Origin of the sequence: Paracoccus aurantiacus (assembly GCF_007993065.1) — a bacterium.
Classification (GTDB): domain Bacteria; phylum Pseudomonadota; class Alphaproteobacteria; order Rhodobacterales; family Rhodobacteraceae; genus Paracoccus; species Paracoccus aurantiacus.
Genome location: NZ_VOPL01000004.1, coordinates 100,980 through 119,880 on the forward strand (window position 1 = coordinate 100,980; position 18,901 = coordinate 119,880).

The window sequence follows — 18,901 nt, forward strand, 5'->3', positions numbered from 1 at the left end:
TTTTCCGCGGCTGTTTCGGCACCTGCATAGGACAGTTCGCCGGACGATGCATCCCCGCGCGGCACGATTTGGCCTTCCCCTTCTGGCTCTGACAGCGTATATAAGGCGCGAATTTTCCCGAAAACGTGGATGGCTTCGCCAAAACGCCGTTTTCCCGGCCGGGAAAGATATGCGCGAAGGAGTAGATCCGATGAACAAACCATTGATGGCCAAGGCCACCGCCGTCTGGCTGATCGACAACACCACGCTCAGCTTCAAGCAGATCGCCGATTTCGTCGGCATGCACGAGCTGGAGATTCAGGGCATCGCCGACGGCGATGTGGCGACCGGCGTGAAGGGTTTCGATCCGATCGGCTCGCACCAGCTCGACGCAGGCGAAATCGAGAAGGGCGAGAAAGATCCCGCCTACAAGCTGAAGCTGAAGCACAACCCCGCCGCCGAAGGCGAGGAAAAGCGCCGTGGCCCGCGCTATACGCCGCTGTCGAAACGTCAGGACCGCCCGGCCGCGATCCTGTGGCTGGTGAAATTCCACCCGGAACTGGCGGACGCGCAGATCGCGAAACTGGTCGGCACCACGAAGCCCACGATTCAGGCGATCCGCGAGCGGACCCACTGGAACATCGCCAATATCCAGCCGATCGACCCGGTCGCACTTGGGCTTGCCAAGCAGTCCGAGCTGGATTCGGCTGTGCAGAAAGCCGCGAAGAAGCGCGCAGCCGATGGCGGCGTGATGAGCGATGACGAGCGCCGCAAGCTGGTGTCGACAGAGACGTCGCTGTCCATGGGCGAAGAACCGCGCCTGCCCACAGCAATTGCCGGGCTGGAGAATTTCAGCCTCAGCCGCGACGAAGATGAAAAGCCCGAGCAGGATCTGAACGCCGACAGTTTCTTCAACCTGCCAGAGTCGGATGACGACGACGAGGACGAAGATTAATCGGCCCCTGCTTGCCGCGCCAGACAAAACCGCTTCGTCTGGCGCGGCGGGTGCGGATCGCGCTGATCAGCCCCCGAAAACGACCGCGTCGGGGATCTCGTAGCGCTCATTTCCGATATTCACGACTGTCAGATCGCCGCGGCGTTCGGTGCGCAGGCCGTCTTGTGGCGCAGGCGCGCCCTTCACGAAACGGATATCGCGGCTGCCACCCTGCCATTCCACACGCAGCGTAGCCGTGCCTTCTCCCTCGCGCGTGACCGAGAAGTTGCAATCGCGCGTCGGCACCCCAAGCCCGGTCGAGCAGGGAATGGTGCCGCTGGCGGTATCATTGGTTGCCGGCTTCTGCGGGGGTTTCGGGGTCGAGACGTTTTCAGGGCTGTCAGGCGGCGCTTTCCTGACGCCACCAAGCCCGATCTTCGATTCCGGTGCCGCAGGCGGGCGGGTGCCGTTGACGCGGGGCGCCGGTCCAGCCTCTCCCGCCAGTTGCGCAGCCGCGGCCGAGGTCGCCGCCGGCGCGGTGCCGGGAGCCGTCGCAGGCTTTGCCGGCGCAGGCGGAGATGCAGGTTCCGGCGTAGCCGGTGCCGCGCTTCCCTCGTGAAGATAGTCGTTTACCGCCCATCCCGCAGTCTTTGTCGCACCTGTCGTTTCGACCTGGCACCAGGTGCGCACGCCCACGACCTTGCAGCCCTGATTGCGCAACGAGTCTCCGTTGGCGGCAGTCGCCACGACGGATGCATCGGTCGATGCGTCAGAGCGGATATTCAGCTTGCCTGAAATGCCGGTGACGCGCCAGAAATCCGGGCCCCCGCTTAATCCGTCCGCAGTATTGCCTTGCGGCTTCGGGCTTGCATTCGCGGTCTCTGGTGCCGCGACGGGCGCGGCAGACGGTGCCGCAGGGCTTGTCGCCTGACCATTCCCCGCCACATCGACAGTCAATGAGAAGCGCGCGCTTTCGTCACGCCGCCCGGCGCTTGGCATCAGATAGGTGCGGATCAGATAGGTGCCGCCTGCTGGCAGGGTCAGATCCGCCGTCATCCCCGAAGTGGAGCCGATGAACAGCGCTTGCGAGCTGCCGGGCGTCGCGCCGGGCGCATAGACGTTGAAATAGCTCGACGGGTGGTTCGAAATCATCTCGACCCGCAGCCGTTGCCCTTCCTTTGCCTCGACCGTAAAATCCGCCGTATCCCGGCCGGTGACCTGTCCGGTCACGGCGGTCCCGGTGGTGCCTGCGGCGAAGGTTATCGGGGTCGTGGTGCTTTCCGCCCAGACCGGAGACGAGAGCGCCGCCACAATAGCGGCACTGCAAAGCAACTTGCCGAACATCATCTGCCTCTTTCCTTGTTCTTGTTCGCGATTGCCGCTGTAACGCGGCTTGCCGTCATTATGACGCAGATGCGGCCGAAAGCGCAGGGGCAATCGGCCGCTCGTCGCGGAACTGTTATTTGGCGCGAGCCTGCTCAGATCGACAGGCAGATATACTTCATTTCAAGATAGTCCTCGATCCCGTGGCGCGATCCTTCACGACCGAGCCCCGACTGTTTCACCCCGCCAAAGGGCGCGACCTCGGTCGAAATGATGCCGGTATTCACGCCGACGATCCCGTATTCCAGACCTTCCTGAACACGGGTGATCCGGCCGATGTCGCGCGCGTAAAAATAGCTCGCCAGACCGAAGATCGTTGCGTTTGCCTTTTCGATCGCCTCTGCTTCGGTTTCGAAACGAAACAGCGGTGCCAGCGGGCCGAAGGTTTCCTCGGTCGCGACCTTCATGTCGTCAGTCACGCCTGTCACGACCGTCGGCTGAAAGAACAGCCCGTCACCGCGTTTCCCGCCGGTCACGACCTTGCCGCCGCCATCCAGCACGTCTTGGATATGCTCCTCGACCTTATCGAGCGCGTCGGCGTTTATCAGCGGTCCGGTCGTGATGCCATCGTCAAGCCCGTCCCCAACGCGCAGCTTTTCGACCGCCGCCGCCAGCTTTTCCGCGAATGCATCATAGACGCCGGACTGGACATAGATGCGGTTTGCGCAAACGCAGGTCTGGCCGTTATTGCGGAACTTGGATGCCATTGCGCCTTCGACCGCCGCGTCCAGATCGGCGTCGTCAAACACGATAAACGGTGCGTTGCCGCCCAGTTCCATACTGCATTTCAGCACCTGATCGGCGGCCTGTCGCAGCAGGATGCGCCCGACCTCGGTCGATCCGGTGAAGGTCAGCTTGCGGATCAGCGGGTTCTCGCAGAACTCCTTGCCGATATCGGACGACCGGGACGAGGTGACGATACTGAACAGCCCCTTCGGCACGCCGGCGCGTTCGGCCAGCACCGCGAGAGCCAGCGCTGAAAGCGGTGTTTCGGCGGCAGGACGGCCCACGAAGCCGCAACCCGCCGCAATGGCCGGGCCGCATTTGCGGGTAATCATCGCGTTCGGGAAATTCCACGGCGTGATCGAGCCAACGACCCCGATAGGCTGGCGGATGACGGTAAGTCGCTTATCGGCCTGATGGCCCGGTATGGTTTCGCCATAGATTCGCTTGGCTTCTTCGCCGAACCATTCGATGAAGCTGGCGCCATAGGCGATCTCGCCCTTGGCCTCGGCCAGCGGTTTTCCCATCTCGGCCGTCAGGATGGTGCCAAGATCGTCCTGATTTTCCATCATCAGATCGAACCAGCGGCGCATGATCTGGGCGCGTTCCTTGGCCGGGCGGGCGGCCCAGTCCTTCATGGCGGCGGCTGCTGCGTCAATCGCGCGCCCGACCTCGGCGCGGGACAGGTCGGCGACCTTTGCGATTACGTCACCGCGCGCCGGGTTTGTCACCTCGAAAGTCTTGCCGTCGTCGGCGTCTATCCATTCGCCCGCGACATAGGCGCGGGTTTCAAAAAGGCTTTCGTCGTTCAGAAGCGATTTCAGTCCGGTTGTGTCCTTGGGCATGGCGTCCTCCACAGGCTTTGCGAAAGCTTCACCACGCGCGGCTGCGCTTGTCAAAGACGCTGCGTCACAAATGGCAGATTCTGTGGTCTATCACGCGTTCGGGGGCAGATCGTGATGCAACCAACAGCCACGCCGCACCGTTTGTCAGCGATCGCCGGGCAGAGGAACCGGCACCATTAAAACGGAGATTAACATGTACAAGCTGTTTGCTATTACCACCGCGACCTCTCTGGCCTTTGCCGCGTCGGCCTTTGCCGACACTGCGGCGACTGCCGGTACGGACCTTAACCTGCGTTCCGGCCCCGGCGTGCAGCACGAGGTGACGGGCACCATCAAGGGCGGCGACGAAGTCAATGTCGTCGGCTGCATCGAGGAAGCCAACTGGTGCGAGGTGAATTACGGCGATCAGCACGGCTGGGCCTATGGCGACTATCTGGCTGCCAAGGTCGGCGAGGAGTTCATGCCGATCTATCCGAACCGTCAGGAAATCGGTGTGACGGTGGTCAAGACCCCCGTTGTGGATGAGGCCGAGGAAGGCCAGAACGCTGCCGTTGGCGCCGGGACGGGTGCTGCGATGGGCGCGCTGATCGGCGGGCCGTTGGGTGCCATCGTCGGTGCCACCGCAGGCACCGTTGCAGGCTCTGCCTCGACCGAGCCGACCGAGGCCGTGACCACCTATGTCGAAGCCAACCCGCAGGACCCCATCGTGCTGGACGGCGAAGTGGTGGTTGGCGCTGGTGTGCCGGATAATGTCACCCTGTATGACATCCCCGATCAGCCCGATTACAAGTATGTGACGATCAACGGTCAGGAAGTTCTTGTGAACCCAACCGACCGCAAGATCGTTTACATCTACCGCTAAGTTCCCTCTTGGCGATAGGGAGGGCGGGGCTTCGGCCCCGCCTTTTCATTTTTCCAAGTCAGACCAGCAGCGCTGCAGATCGCCTTCGCGCGGACTGGCCGCATAGACAGCGCGCGCGATCGCGCGTGCCAGCGTCGCCGCGGCCGCATGCCCAAGCTGAAAGGGCGTCACTGCCGGATCGGGCAGCGCCGTTGCTCCGGTCGAGACGGCGAAGACAAGATCGCCGTCGTATGGCGTATGACTGGGAACCAACGCGCGCGACATCCCGTCATGGGCCGCCGTGGCCAGTCTTTGCAGTCCAGACTTTGTCAGCGACGCATCCGTCGCGACGATGGCGATGGTCGTCGCCTCGCCCAGTTGTTTCGCGGGCAAGGGTTCTTGCCCCGGATCGTGGTGCGGGGCAGGGCCAAGCCCGCCGAATTCGCCATTCAGCTCCCACGGGGCGGCCCAGAAATGACGGCCCTCAGCCACTGTCGCAGAGCCGAGCGCATTGACGACGACAAGCGCGCCAACCGTCACCCCGCAGTCAAGCACCGCCGAGGCAGAGCCGATCCCGCCTTTAAGCTTGCCTGTCATCGCGCCCGTGCCGGCCCCTGCCGTGCCTATCGGGAAATCTGCGGCGGCGCTTTCCAGCGCTGCACGGCCAAGGCCCGGATAGGGGTTCTGATCCCAGTCCTTGCGCCCGCCGTTCATCAGATCGAAAATAATTGCGCCCGGCACGATGGGCACACGAACATCGCCGACCGCAAACCCCCGCCCTTCGGCGCGCAGCCCCGCCATCACGCCGTCCCCCGCCGCCAGCCCGAATGCCGAGCCGCCGGACAAGAAGATCGCGTCGATTTCCCGCACCAGCTTGTCGGGTGCCAGCAACTCGGTATCACGCGTGCCGGGCGCGCCCCCCATCACATGCACGGATGCCTCGAACGGCGAATCGGCCGTCAGCACTGTGGTCCCGGATCTGAGCGCCGCGTCATCGGCATGCCCGACGCGCAGTCCCGCGACATCGGTAATCAGGTTCCTTCGTCCCGCCTTCATTGCCATAACCTGTCAGATACAGCGACCACCATCGACCTCCATCGCGACGCCCGTAATCATCGACGCCTCGTCCGAGGCAAGAAAACAGGCCGCATTGCCCATATCCTCGGGCGTGGAAAAGCGCCCCATCGGAATAGTGGACAGAAATTTTGCTCGCATTTCGGGCGTATCCTCGCCCATGAAGCTGCTCAGAAGCGGCGTCTCGCCAGCGACGGGGTTCAGCGCGTTCACCCGCACGCCGAAAGGTGCCAATTCGACCGCCATGGCGCGCGTTGCCGTGATGACCCAGCCTTTTGAAGCATTATACCAGTTAAGCCGCGGCCGGGGAGAGACACCTGCTGTCGAGGCGATGTTAACGATGGAGCCTGATTTCTGTGCCTTCATCTGCGGCACGATAATTCGCGCTGCAAGGTAGATCGACTTGCAGTTGACAGCCATGACGCGGTCGAAATCTGCCTCGGATACCTCTTCCATCGCGGCGGGAAGATGCGTCACACCGGCATTGTTAACGAGAATGTCGATACGCCCGCGCGCCGCAAGGGCCGCCTCTGCCATCGCGCGCACGCCGTCTTCGCTGGCGACATTGGCGGAGACTGCGATTCCGTCGATTTCATCGGCAATTGCGGCGGCCGCCTCGGCATTGATGTCGGCGACGATCACGCGTGCCCCCTCGGACGCGAATTTCCGTGCAATGCCGGACCCGAAGCCAGATCCCGCACCTGTCACAATCGCGGTCTTGTCGGCCAGTCTCATGCGTCTATCCCCGTTTTTCCCGTCGCTTGAAATGTGAACGCGGACCCGAAAAAGGGCAAGCCTGCACACCATCCATGCGCATCGCCAGCGTATCCGGCGACAAATCTGTCAGCCCCGGTCCACGCAGACCTGCTGAAGCGAAATCCAGTCGCGTTCGCTCAATGTCGGGGGGTAGGGCTGGGTGCGGAACGGGTCGGATTCGGTCAGCGCAACCGGCGCTGCGACGCCGCCCGGCAAGCTTTCCGCGTAAGGCGTTGTCGGAACCTTGGCGGCAGCAAAGCCCCTCAGCAGAACCTGATCGGAAGGGCGGGTTACAGGCTGAGACAGCAGTTCCTCGCCGAAGCCATGCAGCGCGTCGCTGGAAAGCTTTCCGCGCGTCAGCAGCATCAGGATCGCCGGAAACGAGACATGATCCATCGCGACCTGCAAGGGATCCGCGGCCTCCGCCCCAAGCCTTGCCGACAGCATGTGACCGGCAAGCGCGTCAGGTGTTTCCTGGCGCGCGATAAGGGCATTGTCGACCAGCATCAGGTTGCCCGGCAGCATCAGTGCGCCTTCCAGGCCATCACGAAGCACCGCGATGCGGGCATCCGGGGCAAGACCCACGCGCTGTGCGAGATGGCGCAGGGCAGGGGCCGCTGCCGGATCGTTGCATGGCGCCCCGGTCGAGCGGCTCATATCGCTGAGGATGCCAAGCCCGATCTCCTCCCGCTCGGCAGCGGGGGTGATGCGCGCCGCATGGCCGCGCAGCGCGTCGGGCAGCCAGATCACTGCGGCAAGCAGCATGGCTGCGGCGGCGGCAAGGGTCACGCCACCGCGCAGCCGTCCCGGATGCGCACGACGTGCGGCAATGGCGGACTGAACCCGGCTGATCGCGTCGATCATCCACTGATCGTCGATCTCCAGCGCTTCGCGCGAATCGTCGTCCTGCGCGGCGACTGGCACGAAAATGGCGGGCATCACGCCGGGATTGACGCGCTTGACCGCCGGCAAGGACCAATGCGCGAGCGGTGCATCGGATTTCGGATCTGAGATGATAAGCGTTGCCTCGCCCACAGAAACAACGACTTCGCGCAGTTGCGCGTCTGGCGATGCGCGCCAGCTGCCCGGCGCTTCGAGCCGTTGAAACTGCTTCAGCGCGGTGGAACGCATCCTGATCTGCCCGTTAAAGTCGCGTCAGAATGGGCCGCGCAGGCATCGGCGTCAATCACTGGCGCCGATTGCCATGCCCTTGTCGCGTGCGAGGTCGCGCATACGGCTTTGCAGCTTTTCGAAGGCGCGCACCTCGATCTGACGGATACGCTCGCGCGAAACCTCGTAACGCTCCGAAAGGTCTTCAAGCGTCAGCGGATCGTCACGAAGCCGGCGCTCCATCAGAATGTCCTTTTCACGGTCGTTCAGCACATCCATTGCGCTAATCAGCATTTCGCGGCGGGTGTCGAGTTCTTCGCTTTCGGCATAGGCATCGGCCTGATTGGCGTCCTCGTCCTCCAGCCAGTCCTGCCATTGCGCGGTCGATTCGCCGTCGCCCGACCCGACAGTCGCGTTAAGCGAGGCATCGGAACCGGCCATGCGGCGGTTCATGTCGATGACCTCCTGTTCGGTCACATTCAGGTCGTTGGCGATACGGGCGACGTTTTCGGGGCGCAGATCGCCTTCCTCCAGCGCGCCGATGCGGTTCTTCGCCTTGCGCAGATTGAAGAACAGCTTCTTCTGGCCCGAGGTCGTGCCCATCTTCACAAGCGACCATGATCGCAGGATATATTCCTGGATCGAGGCGCGGATCCACCACATCGCATAGGTCGCCAGCCGGAAGCCCTTTTCCGGGTCGAAGCGCTTCACAGCCTGCATGAGCCCGACATTGGCTTCGGAAATAACCTCGGCCTGGGGCAGGCCATAGCCGCGATAGCCCATGGCGATCTTGGCGGCCAGACGCAGGTGCGAGGTCACCAGCTTGTGCGCAGCCTCGCTGTCTTCGTGGTCGGTCCATGCCTTTGCCAGCATGTATTCTTCTTCGGGTTCCAGCAGCGGGAACTTGCGGATTTCCTGAAGATAGCGATTCATGCCCTGTTCGGGGCTGGGCGCGGGAAGGTTCGTGTAATTTGCCATGTGCTGTCCTCTCGACGGATCAACGCGATTGTGATGTGCCAGTTCCGCGCAGGCTGGCAAGCAGGTCCTGCATGTCTGCAGGCAATGGGGACGTGAATTCCAGTTCGGCACCGCTGACGGGATGTGCAAAGCCCAGACGGGCTGCATGAAGGGCCTGGCGCGGGAAGTTCTGAACCGATTGGGCGGCATCGCCAAGGGCGCGGGCCGATGCCTTTCTGGCACCACCATAGACGGGATCGCCAATCAGGCCAAGGCCGGCATGGGCCATGTGAACGCGGATTTGATGCGTGCGTCCGGTTTCCAGCCGGCATTCGACCAGCATCGCGCTTGGCGGGGCGCCGAATTCCTCCAGCAACCGGGCGCGGGTCACGGCGTGCCGGCCACGCTCGCCGTCGAAGAATACCGCCTGCTTCTGTCTGTCGCCAGGATGACGGTCGAGGCGAGAGCTGATTCTCAGCACACCCCCCGGTTCGAAACTGACTCCGCGCGTGCCGCGAAGGCGCGGATCGGACGGGTCGATCACACCATGGGCAAGCGCAAGATAGGCGCGGTCGGCGCTGTGCGCCTCGAACTGCGCAGCAAGGCCGTGATGTGCGCGATCGGACTTCGCAGCGACCAGCAGGCCCGATGTGTCCTTGTCGATGCGGTGGACGATGCCGGGACGCGCCTCGCCCCCGATGCCGGAAAGATCGCCCGCGCAATGATGCAGAAGCGCGTTGACCAACGTGCCGTCGGGGCTGCCCGGCGCGGGATGGACGACCATGCCGGCGGGCTTGTCGATGACAATCAGGTCATCGTCCTCAAAAACCACGTTCAAAGGGATATTCTGCGGCAGCGTATCGACCGGGGCGGCGGCTGGCAGAACGATCCTGAAGACCTGACCGGGGCTGACGCGGGTCTTCGGGGTGGTGACCGGGCCATTATTCTCATCTGAAACGGCGCCGTCGGCGATCAGACGCGACAGGCGAGAGCGTGACAATGCGGCTTCTTGTGGCGCAAGATCGGCAAGCGCTTTATCAAGGCGCTCGTTCACGCCTTCCGGGATGGTCAGGATCAGTTCACTCATGAAGCGCCAGATAGATCATGTTGACGTTCAGGGCGAGCCGGTTCCGCATCTGCGTTTCCTGAAGCTGATGGTTGGCGGGCTTGCCGTGGCGATGGTGCTGGGTCTGGCAGCCATTGTCGCGATCCTGTGGATCAGGCTGAACTCGCCCGTCCTGCCAGAGCTGCCGGATACGGTCGCGCTTCCCAGTGGCAGTGCTGCGCGCGCTGTTACCTTCAGCGAAGAACGCCTGATCGTCGTCACCGACAAGGACGAATTGCTGATATATGGCAGGGACGGCGCGCTGGAAAAGCAGATCAGACTGGATCAGCCCTGACTGCCGCCACGCTGTGCCGCCTCAAGCGCATCAAGGCGTGCCTTCAATTCGGCATTCTCGGTGCGCGCCTTGATCGCCATATCGCGCACGGCGTCGAATTCCTCGCGCGTCACCAGATCACGTTCCGCCAGCCAGCGGTCGATCCACGAATTGAACGCGTTTTCCGCCTCGGACTTGGCGCCCTGCGCCACGCCCATCGCATTCGTCATCATCCGTGACATGTCGTCGAAGAACTTGTTTTGCGAGGACATATGTCCCTCCAATCAGGGGTTTCGTCCTATATGGGGCAGGTCGCTTCCGTGTTCAATGTTGACACCGGGACGATGACGGCTAGCGTGCGCGCGCAACCAGAGGACCGCCATGATCCCCTTCCCCGATATCTCGCCTGTCATCTTCACCATCCCCGTCGGCGAGGGCCTTCCGATCCGCTGGTATGCGGTCGCCTATCTTGTCGGACTTGTGCTGGGGGCATGGGCGGTCTGGAAGCTGATGAAATCCGACCGGATATGGGGCGACGGCGCGCCGATGCGTCCCGATCAGGTCGAGGATCTGCTGACCTGGATCATCGGCGGGGTCATCATCGGGGGCCGGCTGGGGTTTGTGCTGTTCTATGAGCCGCAGCTTTACCTTGCTGACCCGCTTGCGATCCTGAAGGTCTGGCAGGGCGGCATGTCATTTCATGGCGGCTTTACCGGGGTGGTCATCGCGGCCTGGCTTTGGGCGCGGCGAAACGCGGTCGCGCCGCTGCGCCTTGCGGATGCACTGGCGGTTGCCGCGCCGATCGGGCTGTTCTTTGGCAGGATCGCCAATTTCATCAATGCAGAGCTGTGGGGCCGCCCGACCGATCTGCCTTGGGGCGTGATCTTTCCGGGCGATGCCGCACAGACCTGCCCCGGCATCACCGGTTCATGCGCGCGCCACCCCAGTCAGCTTTACGAGGCCGCGCTGGAGGGCTTGTTGCTGGGCCTCGTCCTGTTCCTGCTGGTCAGGCGCGGCGGGTTGCGGCGCCCCGGCCTTCTGCTGGGGGTGTTTCTGGCCGGATATGCCTGCGCGCGGATTTTTGTCGAATTCTTCCGCGTGGCCGACGCGCAGTTCATCACCGCGGATAATCCGCTCGGGCGCGTGGCGCTGGGGATGAGCATGGGCCAGCTTCTGTCGCTGCCCATGCTGGCGCTTGGCATTTTCTTCATCTTCCGCGCGATCCGCCTGCCGGCCCGATGAACAGGCTGGGCCAGTTCATCGCGGACGAGATCCGCAGCTCCGGGCCGATCTCGGTCGCGCGGTATATGGAACTTTGCCTGCTGCATCCCGACTACGGGTATTACACGACCCGCGATCCATTCGGCAGCGCGGGCGACTTCATCACCGCGCCAGAGATCAGCCAGATTTTCGGCGAACTGTTGGGTCTGTTTCTGGCGCAGGCCTGGATCGATCAGGGCGCGCCGCAACGCTTTGCGCTTTCGGAGATCGGGCCGGGTCGCGGCACATTGATGGCAGATGCGATGCGCGCGATGCGTGTCGTGCCGGGCATGGCCGACGCGGCGGAGCCTTACCTTATCGAAGCATCGCCGCACCTGCGCAGTATGCAGCAGGATCGTCTGGGCAATGTCACCCATCTCGACACTGTAGCTGACCTCCCCGAAGCGCCGCTTTTCCTGATCGCGAACGAGTTCCTGGACGCGCTGCCGATCCATCAGTTCCAGAAAGGCCCCGACGGCTGGGCAGAGCGTCTGATCGGATTGCAGGATGGCGGCCTGTCTTTCGGGCTTGGGCCTGTCATGCCGCTTGATCTGCTAGGCCCGGAGGGCTGTGTGATCGAGCGTTGCCCCACAGCCGTCAATGTCGTTGACGAAATCGCGGCGCGGATCGCGGCGCATGGCGGGGTTGCCTTGCTGGTGGATTATGGCGGCTGGAACGGGCAGGGCGACACGTTTCAGGCGCTTGCCGATCATCGTTCGGTCGATCCGCTGGCCAACCCCGGCGCTGCCGACCTGACCGCCCATGTCGATTTCGCCCCCTTGGCATCTGCCGCCCGCGCGCGCGGATGTGCCGTTGGCTATACGACGCAGGGCGCGCTTCTGCAGGCGCTCGGGATCGAGGCGCGGGCGTCGCGGCTGAGCGCGGCCGGCGATAAAGGCGTGGCTATGGCAGCGAGGCGCTTGACCCACGAGACGGAAATGGGACAGTTGTTCAAGGCGCTTGCAATCTGGCCCGAGACTGCCCCGCCGCCCGCCGGCTTTCTCGCCATGAGGGGCGCTGAGGCTGTCATGCCTGCCGATAGACCGACTGCGCACACAGAAACGGGACGATGAGATTGACGCTGGAAATTCTGACCCATCCCCTGCTGGACGACGTCCGGCACGGCTTCTTCACGCGCAAGGGTGGTGCCAGTTCGGGGCTGTATGCCGGGCTGAATTGCGGCCGGGGATCGAACGACCAGCGTGACGTTGTCGAAACGAATCGCGCCCGCGTCGCCGAGGCGATGGGTGTGGCCCATGACCGGCTTCTCGGTGTTCATCAGGTGCATTCGGCCGATGTGAAGATCATCACCGCCGCTCCCGACGATGCTTCGCCGCATGATGCCAAAGCCGATGCGATGGTGACGAATGTGCCGGGGCTAGCAATTTCCGTGCTGACTGCAGATTGCCAGCCGGTGCTGCTGGCCGATCCGGCTGCGGGCGTGATCGGTGCGGCCCATGCCGGTTGGCGCGGCGCGCTTGGCGGCGTGCTGGAGGCGACGGTCGATGGGATGCGCGGACTTGGCGCGCAGGACATCAAGGCGGTGATCGGGCCGACCATTTCTCAGCGGGCCTATGAGGTAAGCTGGGATTTCATGGAGACGTTTACCGCCGACGACCCCGATCATGAGCGCTTCTTTTCGGGTGGCCCGAATGACCGCCCGATGTTCGATCTGCCCGGCTTCGGGCTGATGCGGCTTCGCGAGGCAGGTGTCGATGCCGCATGGATCGGGCATTGCACATATGCGGACCCGGATCGCTTCTTCTCATATCGCAGAACGACCCATCGCGCCGAGGCGGATTACGGTCGTCTGATCTCGGCCATTGCCTTGCCGGGCTGACGGAAGCGACGATTCCCAGCGTCAGCGACCGCCCGCGGTTTCATGTTCCGCGAAGGGCACGCCCGGCTCATCCTTGGCGCAGCGTATGACCAGCGATGTCTTGACCGATGCGACATTGGGCGCAGAGGTCAGCCGGTCGGTCAGGAAGTGCTGAAAGCTTGGCAGATCGGGCGCGACGCATTTCAGGATGAAGTCGATCTCGCCGTTCAGCATGTGGCATTCGCGAACGAACGGCCATGCGCGCGCACGCTCTTCAAACGCGGCGAGGTCTTTTTCGGACTGGCTGTGCAGGCGCACCATCGCGAAGACCTGCACCTCGAATCCCAGCGAGCGGGGGTCGACTTCGGCATGGAATCCACGGATATATCCGCCTTCTTCCAGCACGCGGACGCGGCGCAGGCATGGAGGCGCTGAAATGCCGACCCGGCGCGCCAGCTCGACATTGGTCATTCGCCCATCGGCCTGAAGCTCTGCAAGTATCTTGCGGTCGATCTCGTCAAGCTTCGGGCCTTGCATGTCATTTCCTGTGTTCAGATTGCGCGAACTTACACCTGCCCCATGTTCCACGCAATAATGTTTCGCGCGCTGTGCCGCCGGTCAGGAAAGCGGTGAACCACACGGCACGGGGGAATTGAAGCTGCGGCCCGGCTGCACTAGCTAATGCGAGACACGCAACGCCATTCCCGAAGGAGGCCCCGATGGCCGAACAGCATCGCAAACTTCTGATTATTGGCTCTGGCCCGGCGGGATATACCGCCGCGGTCTATGCCGCGCGCGCCATGCTGGAGCCGCTTCTTATTCAGGGCATGCAGCCCGGCGGGCAGCTGACCATTACCACCGAAGTCGAAAACTGGCCCGGCCTGATCGAAGTGCAGGGCCCGGAACTGATGGTGAAAATGGAAGAACACGCCAAAGCCATGGGGGCCGAGGTAAAGTTCGACACTGTCCGCAAGCTGGACCTCGGTAAGCGCCCGTTCCGTGCCGAATGCGATTCAGGCGATGTGATTACGGCGGACGCGGTGATCCTTGCGACCGGAGCGCAGGCGAAATGGCTTGGCTTGCCGTCCGAAGACAAGTTTCAGGGCTTCGGCGTATCGGCCTGTGCCACCTGTGACGGCTTCTTCTATCGCGGCAAGGAGGTCGTGGTGATCGGCGGCGGCAATACCGCCGTGGAAGAGGCGTTGTTTCTGACCAACTTCGCCACGAAAGTGACGCTGATCCACCGCCGCGACGAGCTTCGCGCCGAAAAGATCCTTCAACAGCGGCTGATGAAAAACCCCAAGATAGAATGCCTCTGGGACAGCGAGGTGGTCGAAATCCTGGGCGAAAGCGATCCGCTTGGCGTGACCGGCGTGAAGACCCGCAACCTCAAGACAGGCGCCGAAAGCGTCATGGACACATCAGGCGTTTTTGTCGCGATCGGTCATTCGCCCTCGTCCGAATTGGTAGAAAGTCAGCTGGAACTTCTGGACGGCGGCTATGTGAAGGTCGAGCCCGGCTCGACACGCACCTCGATCCCCGGCGTCTTTGCAGCAGGCGACCTGACGGACCACGTCTATCGACAGGCCGTGACGAGTGCCGGCATGGGCTGCATGGCGGCGCTGGATGCGGAACGCTATCTGGCGGAACATGACGAGGCGGGAGAGCCCGCGCCGGATGCGGCCCAGATCGAAGAAGTCGCGGTCTGAGCCGGTGGGCCGCCGGATAGATGTCGATGACAGTATGCAAAGCGGCTATGGCTACGAGCTGAGCGCGCGAACCGGCCGGGATTTCGACGAGGGCTTCGACCCCGATCTGACCCCGGCCGAGATGCTGAAGCTAGGCGTTTTCGGCGGCTGCTACATGACGGATTGCCGCGATGAGTTTCCGGCGGCCTGGTTCAAGGATGCGAAGCTTTCGCCCGGAAAAGCGGACCCGTCGCTGAATTATTTTGGCATCAATGCCAGTCAGCCTTTGTCGGAATGGCGGCGCAAGGGCTGGCTGCATCAGGACGATCCGCGCGGCTGGTTCCAGTGGTATTGCCGGTATTATCTGGGTCGCCGCCACGACGATGATGACCGTCAGATCTCACGCTGGCGCGGCATTCGCCGCCATGTCGGCCAGCTTCGCAAAGCCTGTGATGCCGGTGATCTGTTTTGCCGCCCGCGCCAGCGGCAGGCCTTGCTTCACTGGGCCTATGACAGCAGGAAGATCTAGCGCCGCTCTCATCGCGACGCGCGGAGCTACCCCCACATTCTTACGGTCAAACGCGCCGCTGAACGATCGCCGTCACAGGTTCGGGACTGGCCGCCCCGCTCTCACGGGCACTCAAACCCTTTGGCGTCCCAGCTTTCTCCATCGCCCGCGCGGTCACTTGCATCTTTCCCGGAAAACCACGCGCTCGCGAACAGACTGTCCGAGGCACTGAGCGTCGCGGCAATCGGGGCAAGGTCGCGGCGCGAACGGATGACACGCGCGCCCTCTGTCTGTGTCCCGTCCGGCATGGCGATCGCGTCGTTCGGCACGATGAACAGGTGCCCGCCCGAGGTCTGGCGTGCGGCCTTTAGCGTTACCCGAAGCGCAGGCGACGCGGGTGAAGGGTCGATGACGTAGATGAGGACATCTTCGCTCATGCCACGGGTTTTCCCTCGGTTCGGTCAGGAAGGCCATCATAGCCCAGATGCAGTCGCGTCGCATCACACATCGCCCAGTCGTTCGACTGCATGATGCATTTGACGCCACCGTCTGGTGCGCAGCTGGCGCAGTTCCGGTTCGGTTCGCCGAAATGGCCCCATGCGCCGCCGCAATCGCAGCCGGACTGGGCATATTCGTCGGGCGCGTTGAAGATATGGCCGGTCTCATGCGCGAAGACGCGGTCGATCTGGTCCGGCCCCCAGCCGTCATTGTCGAAATGCATCACCAGTCGCGGACCGCCAAGACGCGCATAGGCGAAGTGACCCAGCCTGTATTTGGTAAAGAAGGCAACATAGGCCCAGTCCGTGCCATGCTTGCTGCGCAGCGATTCGGCGTGGCGCGCAACCCCTTCGTCGCCGGGCGGCTGGCCAAGCTGGGCAAGCGCCTCGTCGCGCCAGGGCGCTTCATACGCATCGAACCCAGATCCGGGTGGCGCTTCGGCTGCATCGACCGTTATGACCTCGATGTCGTGAACGAAGGTCACGTCTTTGCGCGGTGCCTCATTGGCCAGAAATGACAGGCCGTTCTGCACCTCGGACACGACCAGGATCTGATCGGCTTCGGTGAAACGCAGTTTCGGGTCGGGTCCGCTGACGATGACAAGCCCAACGGCGACCCGTCCGGTCAGCCTTGCAGACAATGGCACGCCGGGGATCGGGGCGCGCGCGTCTGACGGCGCGGAGACAATGGCCTCGCCCGGCGGGTGGATCGGGCCGGGTCCGTCCGCGCCGTGCCAGGACAAGCCCTGATAGGGCCGGTCGCGTTTGGCGTCGCGCATGGCAGCGGAACTGCGCCGCTCAAATCCGCGCCGGCCCAGCTCCTCGGTCAGGGTCAGGCCGGCATCGGTCCCGGATGGAGGAGCGGGGGACTGGGCGACATCGCCTGGAAAATCTGCAATGGCAAGGCGGCCGTATTGATGAAAAACGGGTGCGCGGCGGGCATTCGTGCCGCTTTCCGGGGAACTGGAATCGAGGCTGAAGATCAGAATCTCGTTGGTGTCGAGATCGGCGGTCATGAGCGGCCTCTTTGACGATGAAAATGAGTGGCGATGATAGCACCGCATCCCGCATACGCATATGACAGAGACGCGAGATGGCTGGATCGCGCCTATGCGCTTTGGCGTGAGATGTCGGCGAGTTCGGCGCGCAGCCATTCGCGAAAACGCGCAATCGCCTGTTCCTGACACGATCGACCACCCCGAGATAAGGCGCATGCCGCGTCGGGAACTGGATGACCTGCCGCTTCCGCGTCTTCCCCTGCCTTGGGGTGACTGCCATGCACTGGCCGAATTGCCGCCTTGCGCGCGTTTGTGATGAAAAGCCCAAGCCTGCAGTTGATTGTCAGTGCGTAGGGGGCTATGCGCGGCCTAAAGCCGCGTCGCATCCTCAGGGAATTGTGGCGCTTACCCACATTCCGAACTGACCGAGCAACCCGAGATGACCGAGAACCACAATCCGATCCCCGAACTTTACGTTTCGCCCGAAGCCGCCGAAAGCCTGAAACACGACGCCGGCAACATGCCAAGCTGGGACCTGTCGCCGCGCCAGATCTGCGATCTTGAACTGCTGATGAATGGCGGCTTCAACCCGCTGAAAGGCTTCCTGACCGAGGCCGATTATGACGGGGTCGTCGAAAACATGCGACTGGCCGATGGCAGCCTTTGGCCGATGCCGATCACGCTCGACGTGTCGGAAAAATTCGCGGAAGGGCTGGAGCCGGGCACCGATATCGCGCTGCGCGATCAGGAAGGCGTCATTTTGGCCGTCATGTCGGTGACGGATAAATGGGTGCCGAACAAGTCGCGCGAGGCCGAAAAGGTCTTTGGCGCGGACGATCTGGCCCATCCCGCTGTGAACTATCTGCACAACCAGGCCGGCCCGGTCTATCTGGGCGGCCCGGTCAAGGGTCTGCAGTCGCCGACGCATTACGACTTCCGCGGACGTCGCAACACGCCCAATGAACTGCGCGCGATGTTCAAGAAGCTGGGCTGGCGCAAGGTCGTGGTGTTCCAGACCCGCAACCCCTTGCACCGCGCCCATCAGGAACTGACCTTCCGCGCCGCGCGCGAAGCTCAGGCGAACCTGATGATCCACCCGGTCGTCGGCATGACCAAGCCGGGCGATGTCGACCATTTCACCCGCGTCCGCTGCTACGAGGCGGTGCTGGACAAGTATCCGTCCTCGACCACCACGCTCTCGCTTCTGAATCTGGCCATGCGCATGGCTGGCCCGCGCGAGGCGGTCTGGCACGGTCTGATCCGCCGCAATCACGGCGCCACGCATTTCATCGTCGGTCGCGACCATGCCGGTCCGGGCAAGAACAGCGCGGGCGAGGATTTCTATGGTCCCTATGACGCGCAGGAAATGTTCCGCGAGCATGAGGACGAGATCGGCGTGAAAATGGTCGATTTCAAGCACATGGTCTATGTGCAGGAACGCGCCCAGTACGAACCCGCCGATGAAATCGAAGAAGGTGTAACCGTCCTGAACATCTCTGGGACCGAGCTTCGCCGCCGTCTGCGCGAAGGTCTGGACATCCCGGAATGGTTCAGCTTCCCCGAGGTGGTCAAGGAACTGCGCCGCAACTCGCCCCCGCGCGCGCAGCAGGGCTTCACCGTTTTCTTCACCGGCCTGTCGGGTTCGGGCAAATCGACCGTTGCCAACGCGCTGATGGTCAAGCTGATGGAAATGGGTGGCCGCCCCGTGACGCTGCTGGATGGCGACGTTGTGCGTAAGCACCTGTCAAGCGAGCTTGGTTTCAGCAAGGAACACCGCGACATCAATATCAAGCGCATCGGCTATGTCGCATCGGAAATCACCAAGAATGGCGGTATCGCGATCTGTGCGCCAATCGCGCCTTATACCGCGACCCGCCGCGCCGTGCGTGAAATGGTCGAGGCCGGCGGTGCCTTCGTGGAAATCCATGTCGCAACCCCGATCGAGGAATGCGAGCGCCGCGACCGCAAGGGCCTGTATAAGCTGGCGCGTGAGGGGAAGATCAAGGAATTCACCGGGATTTCGGACCCTTACGAAGAGCCGCAATCGCCCGAACTGCGCGTCGACACCACCGATATTGATGTCGATAATGCCGCCCATCAGGTCTTGCTGAAGCTGGAACAGATGGGGCTGATCGGCCTCAAGTAAGCCG

General features: G+C 63.0%; 20 protein-coding genes. 9 read left to right on the plus strand and 11 right to left on the minus strand.

Features of this window, described 5'->3' with window-relative positions:
• The first annotated feature begins 190 nt into the window (after positions 1 to 190).
• Positions 191 to 934 carry a DUF1013 domain-containing protein gene (locus tag FQV27_RS11000; RefSeq protein WP_147098374.1) on the plus strand — a complete coding sequence of 248 codons (744 nt, stop codon included), beginning with the start codon at positions 191 to 193 and terminating at the stop codon, positions 932 to 934.
• A gap of 66 nt (positions 935 to 1,000) precedes the next feature.
• Here the strand turns inward: FQV27_RS11000 and FQV27_RS11005 are convergent, their stop codons facing one another.
• Together FQV27_RS11005 and FQV27_RS11010 are read right to left on the minus strand one after the other, a co-directional pair.
• A complete protein-coding gene (locus tag FQV27_RS11005) occupies positions 1,001 to 2,257 on the minus strand; it encodes an SH3 domain-containing protein (RefSeq protein WP_147098376.1) in 1,257 nt (418 codons plus the stop codon).
• Positions 2,258 to 2,391: 134 nt separating this feature from the next.
• On the minus strand, positions 2,392 to 3,864 hold the full coding sequence (locus FQV27_RS11010; RefSeq protein ID WP_147098378.1) for an NAD-dependent succinate-semialdehyde dehydrogenase: 1,473 nt from the start codon (positions 3,862 to 3,864) through the stop codon (positions 2,392 to 2,394).
• Between the two features lie 193 nt (positions 3,865 to 4,057).
• Between FQV27_RS11010 and FQV27_RS11015 the strand changes: the two genes are divergently transcribed.
• Positions 4,058 to 4,726 carry a DUF1236 domain-containing protein gene (locus tag FQV27_RS11015; RefSeq protein ID WP_147098380.1) on the plus strand — a complete coding sequence of 223 codons (669 nt, stop codon included), beginning with the start codon at positions 4,058 to 4,060 and terminating at the stop codon, positions 4,724 to 4,726.
• Positions 4,727 to 4,771: 45 nt separating this feature from the next.
• Here the strand turns inward: FQV27_RS11015 and FQV27_RS11020 are convergent, their stop codons facing one another.
• The 5 genes from FQV27_RS11020 to FQV27_RS11040 all read right to left on the minus strand — a co-directional run bounded on the left by FQV27_RS11020 (position 4,772) and on the right by FQV27_RS11040 (position 9,689).
• A complete protein-coding gene (locus FQV27_RS11020) occupies positions 4,772 to 5,761 on the minus strand; it encodes a P1 family peptidase (protein ID WP_147098382.1) in 990 nt (329 codons plus the stop codon).
• A 12-nt stretch (positions 5,762 to 5,773) separates the two neighbouring features.
• Positions 5,774 to 6,514 carry a glucose 1-dehydrogenase gene (locus FQV27_RS11025; protein WP_147098383.1) on the minus strand — a complete coding sequence of 247 codons (741 nt, stop codon included), beginning with the start codon at positions 6,512 to 6,514 and terminating at the stop codon, positions 5,774 to 5,776.
• Positions 6,515 to 6,622: 108 nt separating this feature from the next.
• Entirely contained in the window at positions 6,623 to 7,666 is a 1,044-nt protein-coding gene (locus FQV27_RS11030; RefSeq protein WP_147098386.1) for a hypothetical protein, read from the minus strand.
• A gap of 51 nt (positions 7,667 to 7,717) precedes the next feature.
• Entirely contained in the window at positions 7,718 to 8,623 is a 906-nt protein-coding gene (gene rpoH, locus FQV27_RS11035; protein ID WP_147098388.1) for an RNA polymerase sigma factor RpoH, read from the minus strand.
• Between the two features lie 19 nt (positions 8,624 to 8,642).
• Positions 8,643 to 9,689 (minus strand): RluA family pseudouridine synthase, encoded by a 1,047-nt coding sequence (locus FQV27_RS11040; RefSeq protein ID WP_147098391.1) that lies wholly within the window; start codon positions 9,687 to 9,689, stop codon positions 8,643 to 8,645.
• On the opposite strand from FQV27_RS11040, the gene FQV27_RS11045 reads away from it, so the two are divergent.
• Complete coding sequence (locus FQV27_RS11045; protein WP_147098392.1) at positions 9,688 to 10,002, plus strand: DUF6476 family protein; 315 nt, start codon at positions 9,688 to 9,690, stop codon at positions 10,000 to 10,002. The two genes, FQV27_RS11040 and FQV27_RS11045, sit on opposite strands and share 2 nt — an antisense overlap.
• Here FQV27_RS11045 and FQV27_RS11050 read toward each other — a convergent pair.
• Complete coding sequence (locus FQV27_RS11050; RefSeq protein ID WP_147098394.1) at positions 9,993 to 10,253, minus strand: accessory factor UbiK family protein; 261 nt, start codon at positions 10,251 to 10,253, stop codon at positions 9,993 to 9,995. The genes FQV27_RS11045 and FQV27_RS11050 overlap by 10 nt on opposite strands.
• A 109-nt stretch (positions 10,254 to 10,362) precedes the next feature.
• Here FQV27_RS11050 and lgt point away from each other — a divergent pair, with 109 nt between their 5' ends.
• From lgt to pgeF, 3 genes are read left to right on the plus strand one after another with little or no spacing between them, the layout of a single operon-like run.
• A complete protein-coding gene (gene lgt, locus FQV27_RS11055) occupies positions 10,363 to 11,223 on the plus strand; it encodes a prolipoprotein diacylglyceryl transferase (RefSeq protein WP_147098396.1) in 861 nt (286 codons plus the stop codon).
• Positions 11,220 to 12,314: a class I SAM-dependent methyltransferase gene (locus tag FQV27_RS11060; RefSeq protein WP_147098398.1), complete on the plus strand. Its 1,095-nt coding sequence runs from the start codon at positions 11,220 to 11,222 to the stop codon at positions 12,312 to 12,314. The genes lgt and FQV27_RS11060 overlap by 4 nt, the downstream gene beginning before the upstream one ends.
• Positions 12,315 to 12,316: 2 nt before the next feature.
• A complete protein-coding gene (gene pgeF / locus FQV27_RS11065) occupies positions 12,317 to 13,081 on the plus strand; it encodes a peptidoglycan editing factor PgeF (protein ID WP_147098977.1) in 765 nt (254 codons plus the stop codon).
• A gap of 21 nt (positions 13,082 to 13,102) precedes the next feature.
• Here the strand turns inward: pgeF and FQV27_RS11070 are convergent, their stop codons facing one another.
• Complete coding sequence (locus FQV27_RS11070) at positions 13,103 to 13,597, minus strand: Lrp/AsnC family transcriptional regulator (protein WP_147098400.1); 495 nt, start codon at positions 13,595 to 13,597, stop codon at positions 13,103 to 13,105.
• Between the two features lie 182 nt (positions 13,598 to 13,779).
• Here FQV27_RS11070 and trxB point away from each other — a divergent pair, with 182 nt between their 5' ends.
• On the plus strand, positions 13,780 to 14,769 hold the full coding sequence (gene trxB / locus FQV27_RS11075) for a thioredoxin-disulfide reductase (protein ID WP_147098402.1): 990 nt from the start codon (positions 13,780 to 13,782) through the stop codon (positions 14,767 to 14,769).
• A complete protein-coding gene (locus tag FQV27_RS11080) occupies positions 14,738 to 15,277 on the plus strand; it encodes a hypothetical protein (RefSeq protein WP_222611693.1) in 540 nt (179 codons plus the stop codon). Before trxB ends, FQV27_RS11080 begins: the two co-directional genes overlap by 32 nt.
• Before the next feature lie 101 nt (positions 15,278 to 15,378).
• On the opposite strand, the gene FQV27_RS11085 is transcribed toward FQV27_RS11080, so the two are convergent.
• Positions 15,379 to 15,693, minus strand: a complete 315-nt coding sequence (locus FQV27_RS11085; RefSeq protein ID WP_147098404.1) for a hypothetical protein — start codon at positions 15,691 to 15,693, stop codon at positions 15,379 to 15,381.
• The gene (locus tag FQV27_RS11090; RefSeq protein WP_222611694.1) at positions 15,690 to 16,769 is read right to left on the minus strand and encodes a zinc metalloprotease; all 1,080 of its coding nucleotides are present in this window, start codon (positions 16,767 to 16,769) and stop codon (positions 15,690 to 15,692) included. The genes FQV27_RS11085 and FQV27_RS11090 overlap by 4 nt, the downstream gene beginning before the upstream one ends.
• Before the next feature lie 421 nt (positions 16,770 to 17,190).
• Between FQV27_RS11090 and FQV27_RS11095 the strand changes: the two genes are divergently transcribed.
• The gene (locus FQV27_RS11095; RefSeq protein ID WP_147098406.1) at positions 17,191 to 18,897 is read left to right on the plus strand and encodes a bifunctional sulfate adenylyltransferase/adenylylsulfate kinase; all 1,707 of its coding nucleotides are present in this window, start codon (positions 17,191 to 17,193) and stop codon (positions 18,895 to 18,897) included.
• The last annotated feature ends 4 nt before the right edge of the window (positions 18,898 to 18,901 follow it).